The following is a 15,293-nucleotide window of genomic DNA, read 5'->3' as shown; positions in this document are numbered from 1 at the left end:
CGTGCTCAGTTTCCGCGCACGAAGCGGTTGGTCAGTGTACCCAAGCCTGTTATCGAGATGTCCACGACGTCCCCATCCCGCAGGTCCGGCGAATGGCCATCCGTGCCCATCCACAGGATATCGCCCGGATACAGCGTCAGGTACCGGCTCATGGTGCTGATGAAGCGGTCGATGCCGAACAGCATATCGTTGGTCCGGAAGCGTGTGCTTTCCTCGCCGTTCACGGACACCACCGTTTCCATCGCGTCGACGTCGGCCGCGGTTTCTATCCACGGCCCCATCGGCTTGAAGGTGTCGCTGTTCTTGGCCCGCCAGAACGTCCGGTCCGACGCCTGCCAGACCCGTTCGCTGACGTCGTTGCCGATGGTATAGCCCAGCACGCACTCGCGCGCCTGGGCCTCGCTCACGTTGTGCGCCTTCTTGCCGATCACCACCACCAGTTCGCCTTCGTAATGCACCTTGCCGGCATCCGCCGGCATGATCACGTCCTGGCCATGGGCCACCAGCGCATTGTTGGCGCGATAGCCGACGTCCGGCTGCGTCGGGATCTTCAGGCCCTCGGTGCCGATGTGCGTGACGTAGTTCAGCCCGACGCAGTAGAAGGTGGGCGGGATCACCGGCACTTCCACGCGCACGTCGGCCAGCCGGACGATGTCGCCGGTCTTCTCATAGCCCTGGAAGGGATCGCCGCGTACCGCGACGATCCGGTCGTCTTCCAGAATGCCGTAGCCGGTACGGCCGGCCTGCGTATAGCGTAGCCATTTCATCGCGTTGTCCTCGCGAAACTGGGTTCGTCATTGCGCATGCGGTCGATCAGCCATGCGCCCTCCATGCAGGTCAGCTCCACGTGCATCGTCCTTATGTTTTCGATGCCGGAAAGCGGCGCCGCGCCCTCCAGGGGCGCGCCGGCATCGTGCCGCACCACCAGCATATAGCCGCGCATGACGCAGCGGTCGTCCTCCGCCCGATCGGCGAACAGATTGCTGATCAGATGGTGGATGCGCATCGTGCGCGAGCGGCCTGCCAATGCCTGCAGCACCGCCTCGCGGCCGTGCAGGACCTTGCCCTGCCGATGCCACACCGCGGCCGGGCTCATACGGCTGACCAGGCTGTCATAGGCGTTATCGTCCAGGTCACGGAAAAACCCCATGACCTGGTTGCGGCACAAGCTGATGGTGTCGTTCATTGCGGCTCCTTTGCATGCCGGCGGATGGAATCGGGCAGGCCATGCGGCAGGCTCAGGACATCCCGCGTGATGTCCGCCAGTGCCGGCGTGCCGCACAACTGCATGGTTCGGGTCAACTCGTCGCGCAGGATGTCCAGCGCGCGCCGCGCGCCGTCCAGTCCGCCCGCCAGCACGCCGTACAAGGTCGCGCGGCCCGTCATCACCCCGGCCGCGCCCAGCGCCAGTGCCTTGTAGATGTCGCTGCCGCGGCGCACGCCGCCGTCCAGCAGCACCGGCACGCGGCCGCCGGCCGCCGCGACGATGCCGGACAACGCGTCCAGCGTGGCGATGCCGGTGTCCAGCTGCCGGCCGCCATGATTCGAGACCACCAGTGCGTCGGCGCCCAGTCCGACCAGCGATTCGACATCGGCGGGATGCACGACACCCTTGACGATCAGCCGGCGCGGCCAGCGATCCCGGATGCGCGCCAACGCGGCCAGGTCGAACGAGGGATCGTAATTGCGCCCCGCCACGGACTGCATGGCCTTGCGATCGCTTTCGACCCTCTTCATGCCCGCCAGGCTGGGCATGACGGGCGGCCGGCGGACCAGCATGTCCAGCGACCACGCCGGGCGCCGCGCGAACTGCCAGAAGTTGCGCGGCGTGATCTTCATGGGAAAGCCCAGTCCGTTGGCCAGGTCGCGTTCGCGCTTGCCGCCCACGGGCAGGTCCACCGTGATCATCAAGCCTTCGTAACCGGCCGCCAGCGCGCGGCCGACCAGGTCGTCCAGGCGCGCCTTGTCCTGCAGGATATAGGCCTGGAACCACAGGCGCCCGGGCGCCTGTTCCGCGATCTCCTCGATCGATGCGGTCGCCGACGTCGACAAGGCATAAGGCAGGTCCAGGCCGGCCGCGGCACGGGCCAGCGCCACGTCGCCGCCGCGCCAGCCGAAGCCCACCGCGCCGGTCGGCCCGATGGCCAGCGGCAACTGCGCGGCGCGGCCCAGCAAAGCGGCGCGCGCGTCGACGCGGGACACGTCGCGCAGTACGCGCGGCACCAGGCGGACGCGGCGGAAGGCATCCATGTTGTCGCGCAAGGTGATTTCATCCTCGGCGCCGCCCTCGAAGAAATCGAAGACCGGCGCCGGCAGCCGGGCGCGCGCCGCCGCGCGCAGGCGATCGATGGAATAACACTCGTCCAATACGGCTTTGCTCACGGTGCGGGCATCCTTGCGGCGGGCGCTCAATTGCCGGTGTCGTCCGCGGTCACGTTGCCCTTCCTGATGACGTCGGCCCAACGGGCCTTGTCCTCGATCAGGAACTGGCGGAAATGCTCGGGACTGTCCGCCACCACCTTCGCGCCCAATTGCGCCAGTTGCTCGCGCACCGCCGGCTTGGCCAGGGCATCGACCGCCGCCTTGTTCAGCTTATCGACGATGGGCTTGGGCGTACCGGCCGGTGCCAGCATGCCGATCCACGGCGCGCCCTGCTCGAAGCCCTTGAAGCCCAGGCTGTCCATGGTCGGCACGCCGGGGAAATCCTTCTCGGGCTGCTCCGTGCCGACCGCCAGCACGCGCAGCTGCTTGGCGGCGACATAGTTGGCGATGCCCACGCTGGGATAGAACATGAAGCTGATGCGGCCCGCCACCATCTCCTGCAACGCCGGGCCGTTGCCCTTGAACGGCACATGGACCATCTTGATCCCGGCCTCGGTGGCCAGCATTTCGGCCGCCAGATGCGCGGACCCGCCCACGCCGGACGAACCGAACGTCAGCTTGCCGGGATGTGCCTTGGCATCGGCGATCAGGGATTTCAGGTCCCGGTACGGCGAGTCGTAGTTCGTCACCAGCAACATTGGATTGTTGGCGAAGTTGGTGACCGGCGCGAAAGCCTTGACCGGATCGTAGTCGTAGCGCTTGGGATAAAGCAGGGGATTCACGTTCAGCGTCAGCGACGTGACCAGCACTTTGTAGCCGTCGGGCGGGGCGCGCATGACATCGGCGGCCGCGATGGATGCGCTGGCCCCGGGCTTGTTTTCCACCACGACGGACGCGCCCAATGCCTCGGACATTTCCTTGGCCATGACGCGCGCGACCACATCCGTCGGGCCGCCCGCCGCATAGCCCACTACCATGCGTATCGGCCGCGAGGGATACTCGTCGGCGCGCGCGGGCGCCGCCATCAGCAGCGTGCTCGCCAGCGCCACGGCCAGTGCCCGGCCGGCCAGGTATCGTGTTTTCATGTCTGTCTCCTTGTTGTGGGCGGCATGGCCGCCATCCTGGCCGGTGCCCGCAAGGGCGCCCGGCCGGTCGCGCATCGCACGGGCCGCCGATGCGCCGCCGGCCCGTGCGTCCTATCCCGCCGTTTTCAGTACAGCTCGGGGAAATACTTGTCCGCCATCACCTGGCAACGCTTGATCAGGCGCGGCTCGTCGGGCCGGTAATCGGCCACCGCATTGTGGATCGTGCCCATGTTGTCCCACATCAGCACGTCGCCCTCGGCCCAGTTGTGGCGGTAGCGGTACTGCTCCTGCAACTGATGCCGGAACAGGAACGCCAGCACCTCTTCGCTGCGCGCCGCCGGCATTTCATTGATACGCATCGAATAGCCGGGATTGGCGTACAGCACCTTGCGCCCGGTGATGGGATGCGTCAGGAAAACCGGATGCGATACCGGCGGCTTGCGCCGGCGCTGCTCCTCCGTCAGCGGCGGACGCGTGCTGCCCTTTTCCCTGCGCATCATTTCCCAGAACTTGTTGAAGTCATGGGTAATGGTCATGCCGTCCAGTTCGCTTTTCAGCGCCGGCGGCAATCCCTCATAGGCCGCATGCATATTGCAGAACTCGGTGTTGCCCAGCGGCTTGCCATCGCGCATGGGGATGCGTATGCCGTACAGCACATTGCTGAAGGCGATGGTCCGGCTGTACGACATGTCCGTATGCCAATCCTGGCCCGCGTCGCTCAGGCCGATGGGCTTGCCGTCCTCCACGATATTGGACAGGATCATGACCTCCGGGATGCCCGGCTCGTGGTACAGATTCGCCACATTGACTTCCAGCGTGCCGAAGTTTTCGGAGAACCGCTTCAAGGCGGCGGCGTCCAGCCGTTGGCGGGGAAAGCACACGACGCCATAACGACCCAATGCCTGCTCGATCGCGCGATAGTCCTGCGGCGACAATGCCCGGGCCAGGTCCATGCCTTCGATGCGCGCCCCCAGCGTGGCGCCGCTGCCAACGATATCCATAGTGTCTCCTGCTGTGTCTAGAAGGCCTGGCGCAGGATGGCGAGCACTTCGCTCGCGGCCGCGACAGGACGGGGATTCAGTGCCAGACCGCGTTCGCCCATGACGTGCGCGGCGATGTCGGGCAGGGCGGCCTCGGGTACGCCGATGTCGCGCAGGCGACGCGGCAGCGCCAGCGCGTCGGCGGTAGCCGCCAGCCATTCCGAAAGACTGGGGTGGCGATGTCCGGCCAACGTGTTCACGCGCTCCAGGGCGGGCGCCAGCAGCGGGGCGGCAACCTCCTCGTTGAACCGCAATGCATGCGGCAGGATGACCGTATTCACCAGCCCGTGCGGCAGGTTCATACGGGCGCCCAATACATGGCAGATCGCGTGATGCAGGCAACTGCGTGCCATCGCCAGCACCATGCCGGACAAATGTCCCGCCGCCAGGATCAGGCGCCGCTGCGCGGTCTCGTCCGGCAAGGGCCGGGCCAGCGCCTGCTGGAACAGGCCCAGCCCCTGCACCGCCATGCCGTCGGACACGATGGAGCGGCCCTTGGAATACAGCCCCTCCAGGCAATGCGCGATGCCGTTCATGGCCGTATACCGCATGGTCGCCAGCGGCACGTCACCGCTCATCAGCGGATCGATAAGGATCGCCGCGGCGGACACCTGGCGGTTCCAGAACATGCGCTTTTCGTGCTCGCCGTCGCGCACGCCGAACGAGGAGGTGGCTTCCGCCCCCGATGCCGTCGTCGGCACGGCAACGATGGGCAGCTTCGGCCGGATGCGGCGCGGGATTTCGATCCTCGCCGGCGGATGGAACACGGTGACATGGTCGGCCAGGATGCCTCCCTCGGCCAGCAGCAACACCAGGGCCTTGGCCGAATCCGCCACGCTGCCGCCTCCGACGGCCACCACGCAGTCGGCGCCGAAGCGGGCCACTTCCGGCGCCATTGTTTCGATTAAACTGACACTCGAATGCGGCGGGATGCCGCGGCGCTGCAGCACGGCCATGCCGTCAAGCGACTGCAGCAACGCCGCGTAGCCCGGCGTGCCGGCGATGCGGTCCTGCAGCAGGACCACCGGCCGGGCCAATCCACGCGCCCGCAGCTCCTCGCCCACAGCGCTCGCCACGCCTTCGCCGAAGCGCACATGGGTGCCGTAAAGGTGGTAGTCGAAATCGCCTGGGATCATGGGATGCGCGCGCTGCATTCGGCAAAATGGGTCGCCCAGTGTAGTAAGCGCGCACGGCGCGCAGAAGGGCCGCGCCTCGAAATCATATTTTCCAAAATGGAAACAGACGTATGGACCTGATCGAGTGCATGGAGGTCTTCCAGGAAGTGGGCAGAAGCCTCAGCTTCTCCAAGGCCGCGGAAAGCCGCGCATCCAGCCGTTCATCCGTCACCAAGAAGATCGCCTGGCTGGAAGGCTACTTCGGCGTGCAGCTGTTCAACCGCAATACCAAGCACGTCAGCCTCACGGAAAGCGGGCGGCTCCTGCTCGAGAACGCCGATGCGCTGTCGCTGGCCACACGGAATCTGAAGGAGCTGGTCCAGGGACCGGTGCGCACGCCGACCGGCCGCATCCGGCTGGGCACGCCGCCGTCCTTTGGCGCGGTGCACCTGGCCCCGGCCATCGAGGACTTCCTGCGCCGTTATCCGGCGATCAAGATATCCCTGCTGCTGGACGATGGCCGCAGCGACCTGATCGCGGAGAACCTCGACCTATCGGTACGCATCGCGCCGCGCCTGAAGGACACCAACCAGATCGCCTACCTGATCACCGTCGTTCCGCAGGTCATCGTCGCCACGCGCGCCTATCTGCAGGCACATGGCACGCCGTCCACCCCCAAGGACCTGGAGAACCACAACTGCCTGGTGCACAGCCTGAAAGCGCCGACGAATATGTGGACGTTCACCGATCGCCGCGACAACACGCAGGTGGTCCATGTTTCCGGCACGTTCAGCTCCAACCTGGGCGAATCCATCATGCACCTCGCGATGCTGGACCACGGGATCTCCATGCACCCCCGCTATATGGTCGAAAGCGCCGTGCGCGCCGGCACGCTGCAGGTCGTGATGCCCGAGTACCGCCCCGAAGGGCTGGATATCTACGCCATCGTGCAAAGCCGGCGGCATTTGCCGTACAAGGTGAAGCTGTTCGTCGAACACCTGCGGCGCTGGTTCAAGGATGCGGCGTGGAAGCAATAGGCGCGCACGGGACGCGGCCGTAATTTATCCGGACAACATGCAACCGCCTGCGCGGTGACCGTCACAGGCGGCACCATGGACTCGCGCAAGCGCGCCGTAACCTTGCAACGCCGCCCGTATCGCGGGGTGTTAGTTTGGCGAGGACCATCCAATCCCGCCACGCTGGAAAGGCATCCCCGACATGAACCCAGGCCACGATGAAACGACCGCATCGCCCGCCGGCAGCTGGAACCTGGGCGAACCTATCCTCAGCATCCAATACGACGCCAGGAACGACTGCCTCTATGCGCTCGGCAGAACCAGCCTCTACAGGAAGGACCGAAACGGCCAGGACTTTCGCAAGGTGCTTGTCATCGCCACGCCGGAGTCCGGTGCGCCCAAGCGCGAGTGCTACTCCTTCTGCAGCAGCGGGGATACGATCTTCGCCACCCTGATCGGCGTCGACGCGCGCGTCATCAACGCCGCATGGGTAGGCGATGCCAGCCAACCCGCATCCGGCCGGCTGGAAACGCGATTCAGCGGCCTGATGACCATGTTCGCCCAATCCGAGCACAACGCCTGTTTCGACGACCAGGGAACGCTCTATATCGCCAGCCCCGAGACCGTGCTGTATTCGACCGACAAGGGCCGGACCTACCGACCCCACGCCTATATCAACCAGGAGTTCGGCAAACTCAAAGGCCCACGTCCGCAGGCACGGATCCAGAATATCAAGGCCGCCTTTCCCGGCCGTACATCGGCGTTCATCGGGACGACGTTGGGGGCGCTGTGCTGCTACGAGGGCGACGATACCGCCGACACCATCGCGTACTACAACCCCGCCGTAACGAGCACCGTCAACTATGCCTACGATGCCCAGTTCGACCATCTGGTCAGCTGGCTCTATCTTTCGCCGCAAGCCCCGCAGGCGCTGTATTCCGTCAACATACGGATGCTGCAGGCGCACAACGACGACCCCAAGTTCACACTGGGCCCCGGTTCCCTGGTGAACGCACCCCAATATGCGGTGGACCCGGATATCACCGCGATCGCGGTTTCTTCCACGACCAGCTACACCGGGCCGAATTTCTATCTTGCCGTTCGGCCCCTGGGCGGTCCGGCCCGCCAGGACGAACCGTCATCGGACAGTGCCTTGAGGCAGGTCCTTTTCTTCTCGCGCCAGGAACCGCTGGAGCCGGGTATCGAAACCGGCGATGGATTTCCGGCACGGCTGGCGCCTTTGCCCGTGCGCTGCATGCACCAGTACGCGGCCCAGCTCTATATCGGCACCGACAGCGGGATACTGCAATACCAGGAAACCGACATCATGCCGTCCTTCCCCGCATAGGGCCGCGTCAGGCACGCTCGGCCGATGCGGCGGCGGCATCGGCCATCAGCCTTTCCACCAGCGCGCGCGCGAATGGCGGAAGGTCCGCCAGGGCGCGCACGCAGATCTTCAGCTTGCGCTCGGCCCATGGGTCGTTCAGCGCGATAAGGGAAATGGACATGGATCGCGCGTGGCGTCGCGCGATCGATTGCGGTACGACGCCTATGCCCACACCGGCTTCGATCATGCGGCAGGCCGCCTCGAAATTGCCGACCTGTATGCGCAGCTTGATGCGGCCGCCCAGCGCCTGGGCCGCATTGTCGATGAACATGTGGATGGCGCTGGACGTCGGCAGGCTGACGTAGTTGTCGCCCAGCGTTTGCGCGAAATCCACCGACCGCTCCTGCGCCAGGGGATGGCGCGCCGCTGTCACGAGGACCAGGCGATCGTCCAGATAAGGCAGCATCTCCAGCTGTCCCGCATGCACATTGCCCGCGACGATACCGATATCGGTCGCGCCGTCGGACACGCCCTTGACGATCTCGCCGCTCAGGACTTCCCGCAGGTCGATGTTCACGTCAGGATAATCGCGCAGGAAGGTGCTGAGCGCGGCAGGCAGGAATTCGCTGATGGCGGTGGTGTTGGCCCAGATGCGCACGTGGCCCTTGATTCCCTCGCCGTATTCCTGCATATCGCCGGCCAGGTGCTGGACCCGTTCGAGCACCAGGCGCGCGTGATGGACGAAGGCTTCGCCCGCCGGTGTCGGGGTCATGCCCTGGCTGGTGCGATAGAGCAGGGGAAAACCCAGGTCGCGCTCCAGGTTGCGGATGCGATTGCTGGCCGCCGGCGGCGACAGGTGCGAGCGCTCGGCCGCGCGCGCCAGGTTGCGGGTATCGGCAAGATGGACGAGTAGACGCAGGTCGACGAAATCGAAGTGCATGTCCGCGCGGCGGGGTAGACAGGAACATCCCCATGGTAACCGAGCGGCCGCGGACGATTCGCCGCCGGGATGCCTGCCTGTTGCCGCACCGGCCGCCGTGGACGGCAGGCCGGCAGGCGGCGGCGGAACGGCGTGCCGAGGCCTACGCGGACCGCCCCGGCGCGAACACGCTGCCGACGTTGGGCAGCGCGGCGATCTCCCAGGCACGGTCCAGCATTGCCTGCGCCTGCGGCGCTTGCGCGCCGCCCGCGAACGCGGCCAGGCGCAGGAATTTGGCCGAGATTTCCTCGCGCGACAAGGTATTGCCGGGGTCGCCTTTCGGCTCGTCCACGCGCCCCTGCAGGATACGGCCATCCGCCAGTTCGACGCTGACCTTGCCTATCCAGCGCGCGGGATACGCGCGGTCGACCTCTTCGTCCAGGACCATGGCAACCTTGTCGCGGAAGGCCGCGATCTCCGGCGCGTCGTAGCCCTGCTCGAACTCGTGCACACCCGCATAGCCGCGATGCGCGACGATGCCCAGCACCGTGCCCATATTGAACTTGGCCTGGTGCACGGTGTGCGGCACGCGCACATTGCCCAGCACATCGATTGCGCCCTGATGCACGCGCGCTGTCACATGGACGATGTCATGCACCCGCACGCCATGTTCGGCGATCACGGCCAACAGGGCGTCCGCCGCCGGATGCGTGTGGCGGCAGGCCGCGTGGTATTTGAACGAGGTTTCCATCGTCGCCCAACGCTGGCCCAGGCGGTCCAGCAGCCGCGCCGGGTCGGCGTCGCTGGACATGCCCGCCGCCATGCCTTGCGCGCCCTCGAGGATACGCGCCGCGCCGCGAAAGCCGTCGGCCGCCAGCCGCGCCGCCATCAGCCCGTTGGCCGCCGCCATCGCCGTATGCAACTGCTTGGAGTCGGCCGCGTCGCGCAGGAATTCCCACAGGCCGCTGGCCTGCGTGCCGGCCGAACCGAAGGCGTGCAGCATGCCGGCCTCGTCCAGGCCCAGCAGCCGTCCCGCGGCGGCGGCGGCGGCCAGGGTACCCACCGTGCCGGTCGTGTGGAAGACCTTGTAGTGGGACCGTCCCATGTACTCGCCGATGCGGATGCCCACCTCGTAGCCCGCCACCGCGGCGGTCATCATCTCGCGTCCCGATGCGCCCGATTCCTGCGCCAGCGCCAGCACGACGGGAAAGACCACCGTTGCGGGATGCAGCACCGACCCGTTATGCACATCGTCCTGCTCGACGAAATGGGAGGCGGCGGCGTTCACCATGGCGGCGAAATAGGCGGGCGCCCCGCCGCGGTCGATCAGGATTTCCGACGGCCCCTCGCGCCCGCCGGAAGCCCGCGCGAACCGCGCGATGCTCTCGACCGGCCGCGCGCCCTTGCCCGCCAGGGCCGAGCCCAGCCAATCCACGTACAGGTTCACCGCGCGATCCACCACCGCGGCGGGAATCGCCTCGAAACGCAACCCGGCGGCGAAAGACGCCAGCGCGCGGCTGGGATGATCCGGATCGGCCGGGGCGGGCGCGGAGGCGCCCGTGCGGATTCCCGGCTGGCCGGGACTGCGTTGATCGGTGTACATCATCGGTCTCCTCCAAGAAGAACCACGGCACAGGGTTGCCACATCGCATCCGCCCGCCGTGCCGTGCGGTTTCCTTCACACCACGCCGGCGGCGCGCAGCGCCGCGATCTCCGCCGGCGCATAGCCCAACCCGGCCAGGATGGCGTCCGTATGCTCGCCCAGCGCTGGCACCGGATCCATGCGCGCGGGCACGCCCTGCGCCATCCCGGGCGGCAGCAGCGCCGCGATGGCGCCGCCGGGGGCATCCACCTGCCGCCAGCGCTCGCGGGCGCGCAGCTGCGGATGCTCCCAAACTTCCTGCATGGTGTTCATCCGCGCATTGGCGATACCCACCGCGTCCAGCCGTTCCACGACTTCCGCCGCCGTCAGTCCGGCGAACGCCGCGACGATCAGCGCGCGCAAAGCCTCGCGCGCCGCCGACCGCGCCGAGTTCGTGGCGAAGCGCGGATCGCCGGCCAGATCCGGCTGGCGCAGCACGCCCTCGCAGAACAACTTCCACTCGCGTTCGTTCTGCAGGCCCAGCATGACCGTCCTGCCATCGCCGGTCGGGAATGGTCCATAGGGATAGATGGTCGCGTGGGATGCGCCCGCGCGCGGCGGCGGCGGCTGGCCGTCCATCGCGTAGTAAAGCGGATAGCCCATCCATTCCACCATGCTCTCCAGCATGGACACATCGATGCGGCAGCCGCGACCGGTGCGGCCGCGCAGCAGCAGCGCGTTCAGAATATTGCTGTAGGCATACATGCCGGCCGCGATATCCGCGATGGAACAGCCCGCCTTGGCCGGCTCGTCGGCCGTGCCCGTCACCGACAAAAAGCCCGATTCGCTTTGTATGAGCAGGTCGTAGGCCTTGCGGTCGCGATACGGGCCGTCGGCGCCGTAGCCGGATATATCGCAGACGATCAACCGCGGATGCGTTTCCGACAGCGCCTCGTAGCCCAATCCCATGCGATCCGCCGCGCCGGGCGCGAGATTCTGCACCAGCACATCGGCCTCGGCCACCAGGGCGCGCAGGATGCGTTGCGCCTCGGGTTGCTTCAGGTCCAGCGTCAGGCTTTCCTTGGACCGGTTCGTCCACACGAAGTGCGAGGCCTGTCCATGCACGCGTTCGTCATAGCGGCGCGCGAAATCGCCCACGCCGGGCCGCTCGATCTTGATCACGCGCGCGCCCTGGTCGGCGAGTTGGCGCGTGCAGAACGGCGCGGCGATGGCATGCTCCAGGGCGATGACCGTGATGCCGTCCAGGGGTCTCATATTCACGTCCTAGAAAGACCGGGGCAGGCCCAGCACATGTTCCGCCACATAGGAAAGAATCAGGTTGGTCGAGATCGGCGCCACCTGATACAGCCGCGTCTCGCGGAACTTGCGCTCCACGTCGTATTCGCTGGCGAAACCGAATCCCCCATGAAACTGCAGACAGGCATTGGCGGCCTCCCAGGAGGCGTCCGCGGCCAGCAGCTTCGCCATATTGGCTTGCGCGCCGCATGGCTGGTGGGCATCGAAACGCCGCGCCGCGTCGAAGCGCATCAGGCTGGCGGCTTCCACGTTGATATAGGCGCGCGCGATGGGAAACTGCACGCCCTGGTTCTGCCCGATGGGCCGGCCGAAGACCACGCGGTCCTTCGCATACGCGCTGACCTTGTCGACAAACCAATAACCGTCGCCGATGCATTCGGCCGCGATCAGGGTGCGCTCGGCGTTCAGGCCGTCCAGGATGTACCTGAAACCCTGCCCCTCCTCGCCGATGCGGTTCTCCGCCGGGATCTCCAGGTTTTCGAAGAACAGCTCGTTGGTTTCGTGGTTGACCATATTCCGGATGGGACGCACCGTCAGGCCCTTGCCGATCGCCTCGCGCAGATCCACCAGGAAGATCGACATGCCTTCGGATTTCCTGGCCACGTCCGCCAGCGGCGTCGTGCGAGCCAGCAGGATCATCAGGTCCGAATGCTGTACCCGCGATATCCATACCTTCTGGCCATTGACCACATAACGGTCGCCGCGGCGTTCCGCGGTGGTCTTGATACGGGTGGTATCGGTGCCGGTCGTCGGCTCGGTCACCCCCATCGATTGCAGGCGCAGCTCGCCGCTGGCGATCCTGGGCAGATAGGCGCGCTTCTGTTCGTCGGATCCGTGGCGCAGCAGCGTCCCCATGTTGTACATCTGGCCATGGCATACGCCGGCATTGCCTCCGGAACGATTGATCTCTTCCATGATGACCGAGGCCTCGGTCAGGCCCAGGCCCGAACCGCCATATTCCTGCGGGATCAGCGCGGCCAGCCAGCCGGCCCGGGTCAGCGCATCGACAAAGGCCTCGGGATAGCCGCGCGCTTCGTCGATCTCGCGGAAGTATTCCGGCGGAAACTGCCCGCACAGATCGCGGACCGCTTCGCGGATGTCCTGGAAGGATTCCTGTGGGTTCATATCCATTGCCGCTTCTTCAAGAATGGGATCATTCGACCGTCGGGATGGCGTCATTCGACCGTGGCGGTGGCCTGCATGCCGAGGTTTCCTTCATGGTCGCGCGTCCACAAGGCAATCTCGCCCTCGCTTCCGGGCTTGCCGCATACCGTCAAGGCATTGCCCGCGAAGCAGGGCCGCATCGCGCGAAAGGCAAACCCGCGCAGACGCGCGTCGGGCAGCTGCCGATGCACCAGGTCCACCAGCAGCGTCGCGATCAGCGGCCCGTGCACGATCAGGCCGGGATAGCTTTCTTCCCCCGTCACATAGGGGTGGTCGTAGTGGATGCGATGGCTGTTGAACGTCAAGGCCGAATAGCGGAACAGCAGTACGGGATCCGGGTGCACGGTACGCGACCATGCCTCGCCTTGCGGCGCGGGCGCGGGGCGTTGCGCGGACCCGGCCGCCGCGGCGGCGGAAGGTGGCGAGGCATCGCGGTAGACGATGTCGTGCTCTTCCTCTATCCGCGTTTCGCCGTCGACCGCATAGCGATGCTGTACCGTCACGAAGACCAGCCTTCCGCTGCGGCCGGTCTTGTCCTCGATATGCGCGATCGTCGAAGTCCGCGTCGCCCGTTCGCCCTCGCGCAGGGGCGCATGGAAGGTCAGCCGGCCGCCTGCCCACATGCGCCGCGGCAACGGCACCGGCGGCAGGAAACCGCCGCGTCTGGCATGCCCGTCCGGGCCCACCTCTGACATGGGCGTCACCGGCAGGAAATACATCCAATGCCATAGCGGCGGCACCAAGCCGCGCGGATCCGGACGTTCCAGCGTCGCCGCCAGCGCAGCCAGGGGAAAAGGGGTGATCAGGTCCTGGACCGTCTCGGTCTTGTCCAGCCAGTCTTCGAGCGGGGCGGCAGCGTCCGGCATGCGAATGGTCTCCGTCACGGGTTCACCCTTGGACTATGCACCCGGCGGACGCGTTCGCGAAGTCGTTTTTGCTTAAGCCGGCATTCCGCCACGATTAACCGGCCCGGCGCCGATTGAAGTGAAAACCCCCACGCTGCGCCGGCAAGCCGCAAAAAAAATCGGCCCTCGCGGGGAGGGCCGATGTACTGCGCCGAGAGGACTGCCACTTACAGCATCCCCCGCCTCTCGCCGGGGGGAACCGTTCATCCGTGCGGGCATGAACGGCCGGACTTCCTGATGGCGCGGTCCGCGACACTTGCCGGACCCCGATGCTGACCGGTCTCCCGATCGCGCGATCACGCCACCCGTGGCTGGAATCGCCGTCGGTGCTTACGCACCTTCGAACGGCTGGTTGTTCGTGTCGCCGAAGGCGATGCTCGTCGCGGTGTCGGCGTGGTCGATACCGGCCGCCACTTGCGCACGCGTCACGCCGCTGTCGGCTTGCGCCACGAACGGCGCGTTGTCGCTGTCGGCATTCGCCGTCAGGCCGGCTTCGCGGGCTTGGGCCAGATCGGCCAGCACTTGCGAGCGGCTGACGCTGTTGGCCGCTTGCCCGTACACGCCCTGGAAGGGCACATTGTCGGGCTCGCTGTTGGCCGCTTGCGCGGCGCCGATCGCGGCGAAGGAAAGAATCAGAGCGGAAACGATGGTCTTGGCTTGCATGGCAGTACTCCTAGGGTGTGTTAACAATCGTTTGCTATGATTTGAGGAGCAAAACTACAAATCTGTGCAATGGCGAGAGAGCTTCTAAGTGACGCCAAATGGGCAAGGATCGAGGCGATGTTGCCCGGCAAAGCCAGCGACAGCGGAGTCACCGCAGCAGACAATCGGCGATTTATAGAAGCCGTTCTGTGGATCGCCCGAACAGGCTCACCCTGGCGTGATCTGCCCACAGAGTTGGGCAACTGGCACAGCACATACACGCGCTTTAATCGTTGGTGCAAACGCGGCAGATGGCTGGGCATCATGAGCGTGCTGGGGGTGGACCAGGATTTGGAAGCCCTCATGATTGACAGCACCATCGTCAGAGCCCACCAACATGCAGCGGGAGCCCAAAAAAAGCAGGCGATCAAGCCCTTGGACGCTCCAGAGGCGGGCTGAGTACCAAAATCCATGCGGCAGTCGATGCGCTGGGCAACCCGCTGCGCTGTTTGCTCAGTGGTGGACAGGTAAGCGATGTGACGCATGCGCAGGCATTGATAGAAGGGTTTGAAGCCGATGCCGTGCTGGCAGACAAAGGCTATGACGCCAATCATGTGCTGGAGTACCTTGCGCAGCGCGATATTGAGGCGGTTATACCGCCCAAAGCCAATCGCGTGGAGCAAAGAGAGTATGACCGTCATGTGTATAAGGATCGCAATTTGGTGGAACGGTTCTTCGGTCGTCTCAAGCAGTTTCGCCGCATCGCCACGCGATACGAAAAACTGGCGCGTAACTTCTTTGGCATGCTCAGTCTCGCTTGTGCCTATATCTGGTTGGCTTGATTGTTAACACACCCTAG

At 65.8% G+C, this 15,293-nt stretch carries 15 protein-coding genes; 3 read left to right on the top strand and 12 right to left on the bottom strand.

Going from position 1 to position 15,293, the window contains the following annotated elements:
• Nucleotides 1-5: 5 nt before the first annotated feature.
• From CAL28_RS00075 to CAL28_RS00050, 6 genes are all read right to left on the bottom strand, one after another.
• On the bottom strand, nt 6-767 hold the full coding sequence (locus tag CAL28_RS00075) for a fumarylacetoacetate hydrolase family protein (RefSeq protein WP_094839406.1): 762 nt from the start codon (nt 765-767) through the stop codon (nt 6-8).
• On the bottom strand, nt 764-1,186 hold the full coding sequence (locus CAL28_RS00070; RefSeq protein ID WP_094839405.1) for a nuclear transport factor 2 family protein: 423 nt from the start codon (nt 1,184-1,186) through the stop codon (nt 764-766). Before CAL28_RS00070 ends, CAL28_RS00075 begins: the two co-directional genes overlap by 4 nt.
• Nucleotides 1,183-2,382 (bottom strand): alpha-hydroxy acid oxidase, encoded by a 1,200-nt coding sequence (locus tag CAL28_RS00065; RefSeq protein WP_254925943.1) that lies wholly within the window; start codon nt 2,380-2,382, stop codon nt 1,183-1,185. Before CAL28_RS00065 ends, CAL28_RS00070 begins: the two co-directional genes overlap by 4 nt.
• Nucleotides 2,383-2,408: 26 nt before the next feature.
• The gene (locus tag CAL28_RS00060; RefSeq protein ID WP_254925942.1) at nt 2,409-3,407 is read right to left on the bottom strand and encodes a Bug family tripartite tricarboxylate transporter substrate binding protein; all 999 of its coding nucleotides are present in this window, start codon (nt 3,405-3,407) and stop codon (nt 2,409-2,411) included.
• A gap of 125 nt (nt 3,408-3,532) precedes the next feature.
• Nucleotides 3,533-4,408, bottom strand: a complete 876-nt coding sequence (locus CAL28_RS00055; RefSeq protein WP_094839404.1) for a TauD/TfdA dioxygenase family protein — start codon at nt 4,406-4,408, stop codon at nt 3,533-3,535.
• 17 nt (nt 4,409-4,425) lie between these two features.
• Nucleotides 4,426-5,583, bottom strand: coding sequence for an iron-containing alcohol dehydrogenase family protein (locus CAL28_RS00050; protein ID WP_094840526.1), 1,158 nt, complete (start codon nt 5,581-5,583; stop codon nt 4,426-4,428).
• 110 nt (nt 5,584-5,693) lie between these two features.
• Between CAL28_RS00050 and CAL28_RS00045 the strand changes: the two genes are divergently transcribed.
• Both CAL28_RS00045 and CAL28_RS00040 read left to right on the top strand, forming a co-directional pair.
• Entirely contained in the window at nt 5,694-6,599 is a 906-nt protein-coding gene (locus CAL28_RS00045) for a LysR family transcriptional regulator (protein ID WP_094839403.1), read from the top strand.
• Between the two features lie 181 nt (nt 6,600-6,780).
• Entirely contained in the window at nt 6,781-7,926 is a 1,146-nt protein-coding gene (locus tag CAL28_RS00040; protein ID WP_094839402.1) for a hypothetical protein, read from the top strand.
• A 7-nt stretch (nt 7,927-7,933) separates the two neighbouring features.
• Here CAL28_RS00040 and CAL28_RS00035 read toward each other — a convergent pair whose 3' ends face one another.
• The 6 genes from CAL28_RS00035 to CAL28_RS00010 all read right to left on the bottom strand — a co-directional run bounded on the left by CAL28_RS00035 (nt 7,934) and on the right by CAL28_RS00010 (nt 14,455).
• Nucleotides 7,934-8,845 (bottom strand): LysR family transcriptional regulator, encoded by a 912-nt coding sequence (locus CAL28_RS00035; RefSeq protein ID WP_094839401.1) that lies wholly within the window; start codon nt 8,843-8,845, stop codon nt 7,934-7,936.
• Nucleotides 8,846-8,987: 142 nt separating this feature from the next.
• The gene (locus CAL28_RS00030; protein WP_254925941.1) at nt 8,988-10,430 is read right to left on the bottom strand and encodes an MmgE/PrpD family protein; all 1,443 of its coding nucleotides are present in this window, start codon (nt 10,428-10,430) and stop codon (nt 8,988-8,990) included.
• 72 nt (nt 10,431-10,502) lie between these two features.
• Nucleotides 10,503-11,681: a CaiB/BaiF CoA transferase family protein gene (locus CAL28_RS00025; protein ID WP_094839400.1), complete on the bottom strand. Its 1,179-nt coding sequence runs from the start codon at nt 11,679-11,681 to the stop codon at nt 10,503-10,505.
• 9 nt (nt 11,682-11,690) lie between these two features.
• Entirely contained in the window at nt 11,691-12,848 is a 1,158-nt protein-coding gene (locus CAL28_RS00020) for an acyl-CoA dehydrogenase family protein (protein ID WP_094839399.1), read from the bottom strand.
• 50 nt (nt 12,849-12,898) lie between these two features.
• Nucleotides 12,899-13,753 carry an FAS1-like dehydratase domain-containing protein gene (locus CAL28_RS00015; RefSeq protein WP_094839398.1) on the bottom strand — a complete coding sequence of 285 codons (855 nt, stop codon included), beginning with the start codon at nt 13,751-13,753 and terminating at the stop codon, nt 12,899-12,901.
• A 369-nt stretch (nt 13,754-14,122) separates the two neighbouring features.
• Nucleotides 14,123-14,455 (bottom strand): DUF4148 domain-containing protein, encoded by a 333-nt coding sequence (locus CAL28_RS00010; protein ID WP_094839397.1) that lies wholly within the window; start codon nt 14,453-14,455, stop codon nt 14,123-14,125.
• 69 nt (nt 14,456-14,524) lie between these two features.
• Here CAL28_RS00010 and CAL28_RS00005 point away from each other — a divergent pair.
• Nucleotides 14,525-15,276, top strand: a protein-coding gene (locus tag CAL28_RS00005; RefSeq protein WP_231885967.1) for an IS5 family transposase whose coding sequence is annotated in 2 segments (ribosomal slippage) — nt 14,525-14,849 and nt 14,849-15,276 — 753 coding nt in all. Because the reading frame shifts where the segments join, the coding sequence is not laid out codon by codon here.
• The last annotated feature ends 17 nt before the right edge of the window (nt 15,277-15,293 follow it).

Source organism: Bordetella genomosp. 11 (genome assembly GCF_002261215.1).
Lineage (GTDB): Bacteria > Pseudomonadota > Gammaproteobacteria > Burkholderiales > Burkholderiaceae_B > Bordetella_C.
Note: the sequence above shows the minus strand (reverse complement) of the source record. Positions and strands in the feature narration are given on the sequence as shown.

What these genes read in the sequence shown, in the direction of transcription:
- CAL28_RS00015 (WP_094839398.1), bottom strand. Translation starts at nt 13,753, where the DNA reads ATGCCGGACGCTGCCGCCCCGCTCGAAGACTGGCTGGACAAGACCGAG.
- CAL28_RS00060 (WP_254925942.1), bottom strand. Translation starts at nt 3,407, where the DNA reads ATGAAAACACGATACCTGGCCGGCCGGGCACTGGCCGTGGCGCTGGCG.
- CAL28_RS00020 (WP_094839399.1), bottom strand. Translation starts at nt 12,848, where the DNA reads ATGAACCCACAGGAATCCTTCCAGGACATCCGCGAAGCGGTCCGCGAT.
- CAL28_RS00050 (WP_094840526.1), bottom strand. Translation starts at nt 5,583, where the DNA reads ATGATCCCAGGCGATTTCGACTACCACCTTTACGGCACCCATGTGCGC.
- CAL28_RS00010 (WP_094839397.1), bottom strand. Translation starts at nt 14,455, where the DNA reads ATGCAAGCCAAGACCATCGTTTCCGCTCTGATTCTTTCCTTCGCCGCG.
- CAL28_RS00075 (WP_094839406.1), bottom strand. Translation starts at nt 767, where the DNA reads ATGAAATGGCTACGCTATACGCAGGCCGGCCGTACCGGCTACGGCATT.
- CAL28_RS00030 (WP_254925941.1), bottom strand. Translation starts at nt 10,430, where the DNA reads ATGATGTACACCGATCAACGCAGTCCCGGCCAGCCGGGAATCCGCACG.
- CAL28_RS00055 (WP_094839404.1), bottom strand. Translation starts at nt 4,408, where the DNA reads ATGGATATCGTTGGCAGCGGCGCCACGCTGGGGGCGCGCATCGAAGGC.
- CAL28_RS00025 (WP_094839400.1), bottom strand. Translation starts at nt 11,681, where the DNA reads ATGAGACCCCTGGACGGCATCACGGTCATCGCCCTGGAGCATGCCATC.
- CAL28_RS00040 (WP_094839402.1), top strand. Translation starts at nt 6,781, where the DNA reads ATGAACCCAGGCCACGATGAAACGACCGCATCGCCCGCCGGCAGCTGG.
- CAL28_RS00045 (WP_094839403.1), top strand. Translation starts at nt 5,694, where the DNA reads ATGGACCTGATCGAGTGCATGGAGGTCTTCCAGGAAGTGGGCAGAAGC.
- CAL28_RS00035 (WP_094839401.1), bottom strand. Translation starts at nt 8,845, where the DNA reads ATGCACTTCGATTTCGTCGACCTGCGTCTACTCGTCCATCTTGCCGAT.
- CAL28_RS00070 (WP_094839405.1), bottom strand. Translation starts at nt 1,186, where the DNA reads ATGAACGACACCATCAGCTTGTGCCGCAACCAGGTCATGGGGTTTTTC.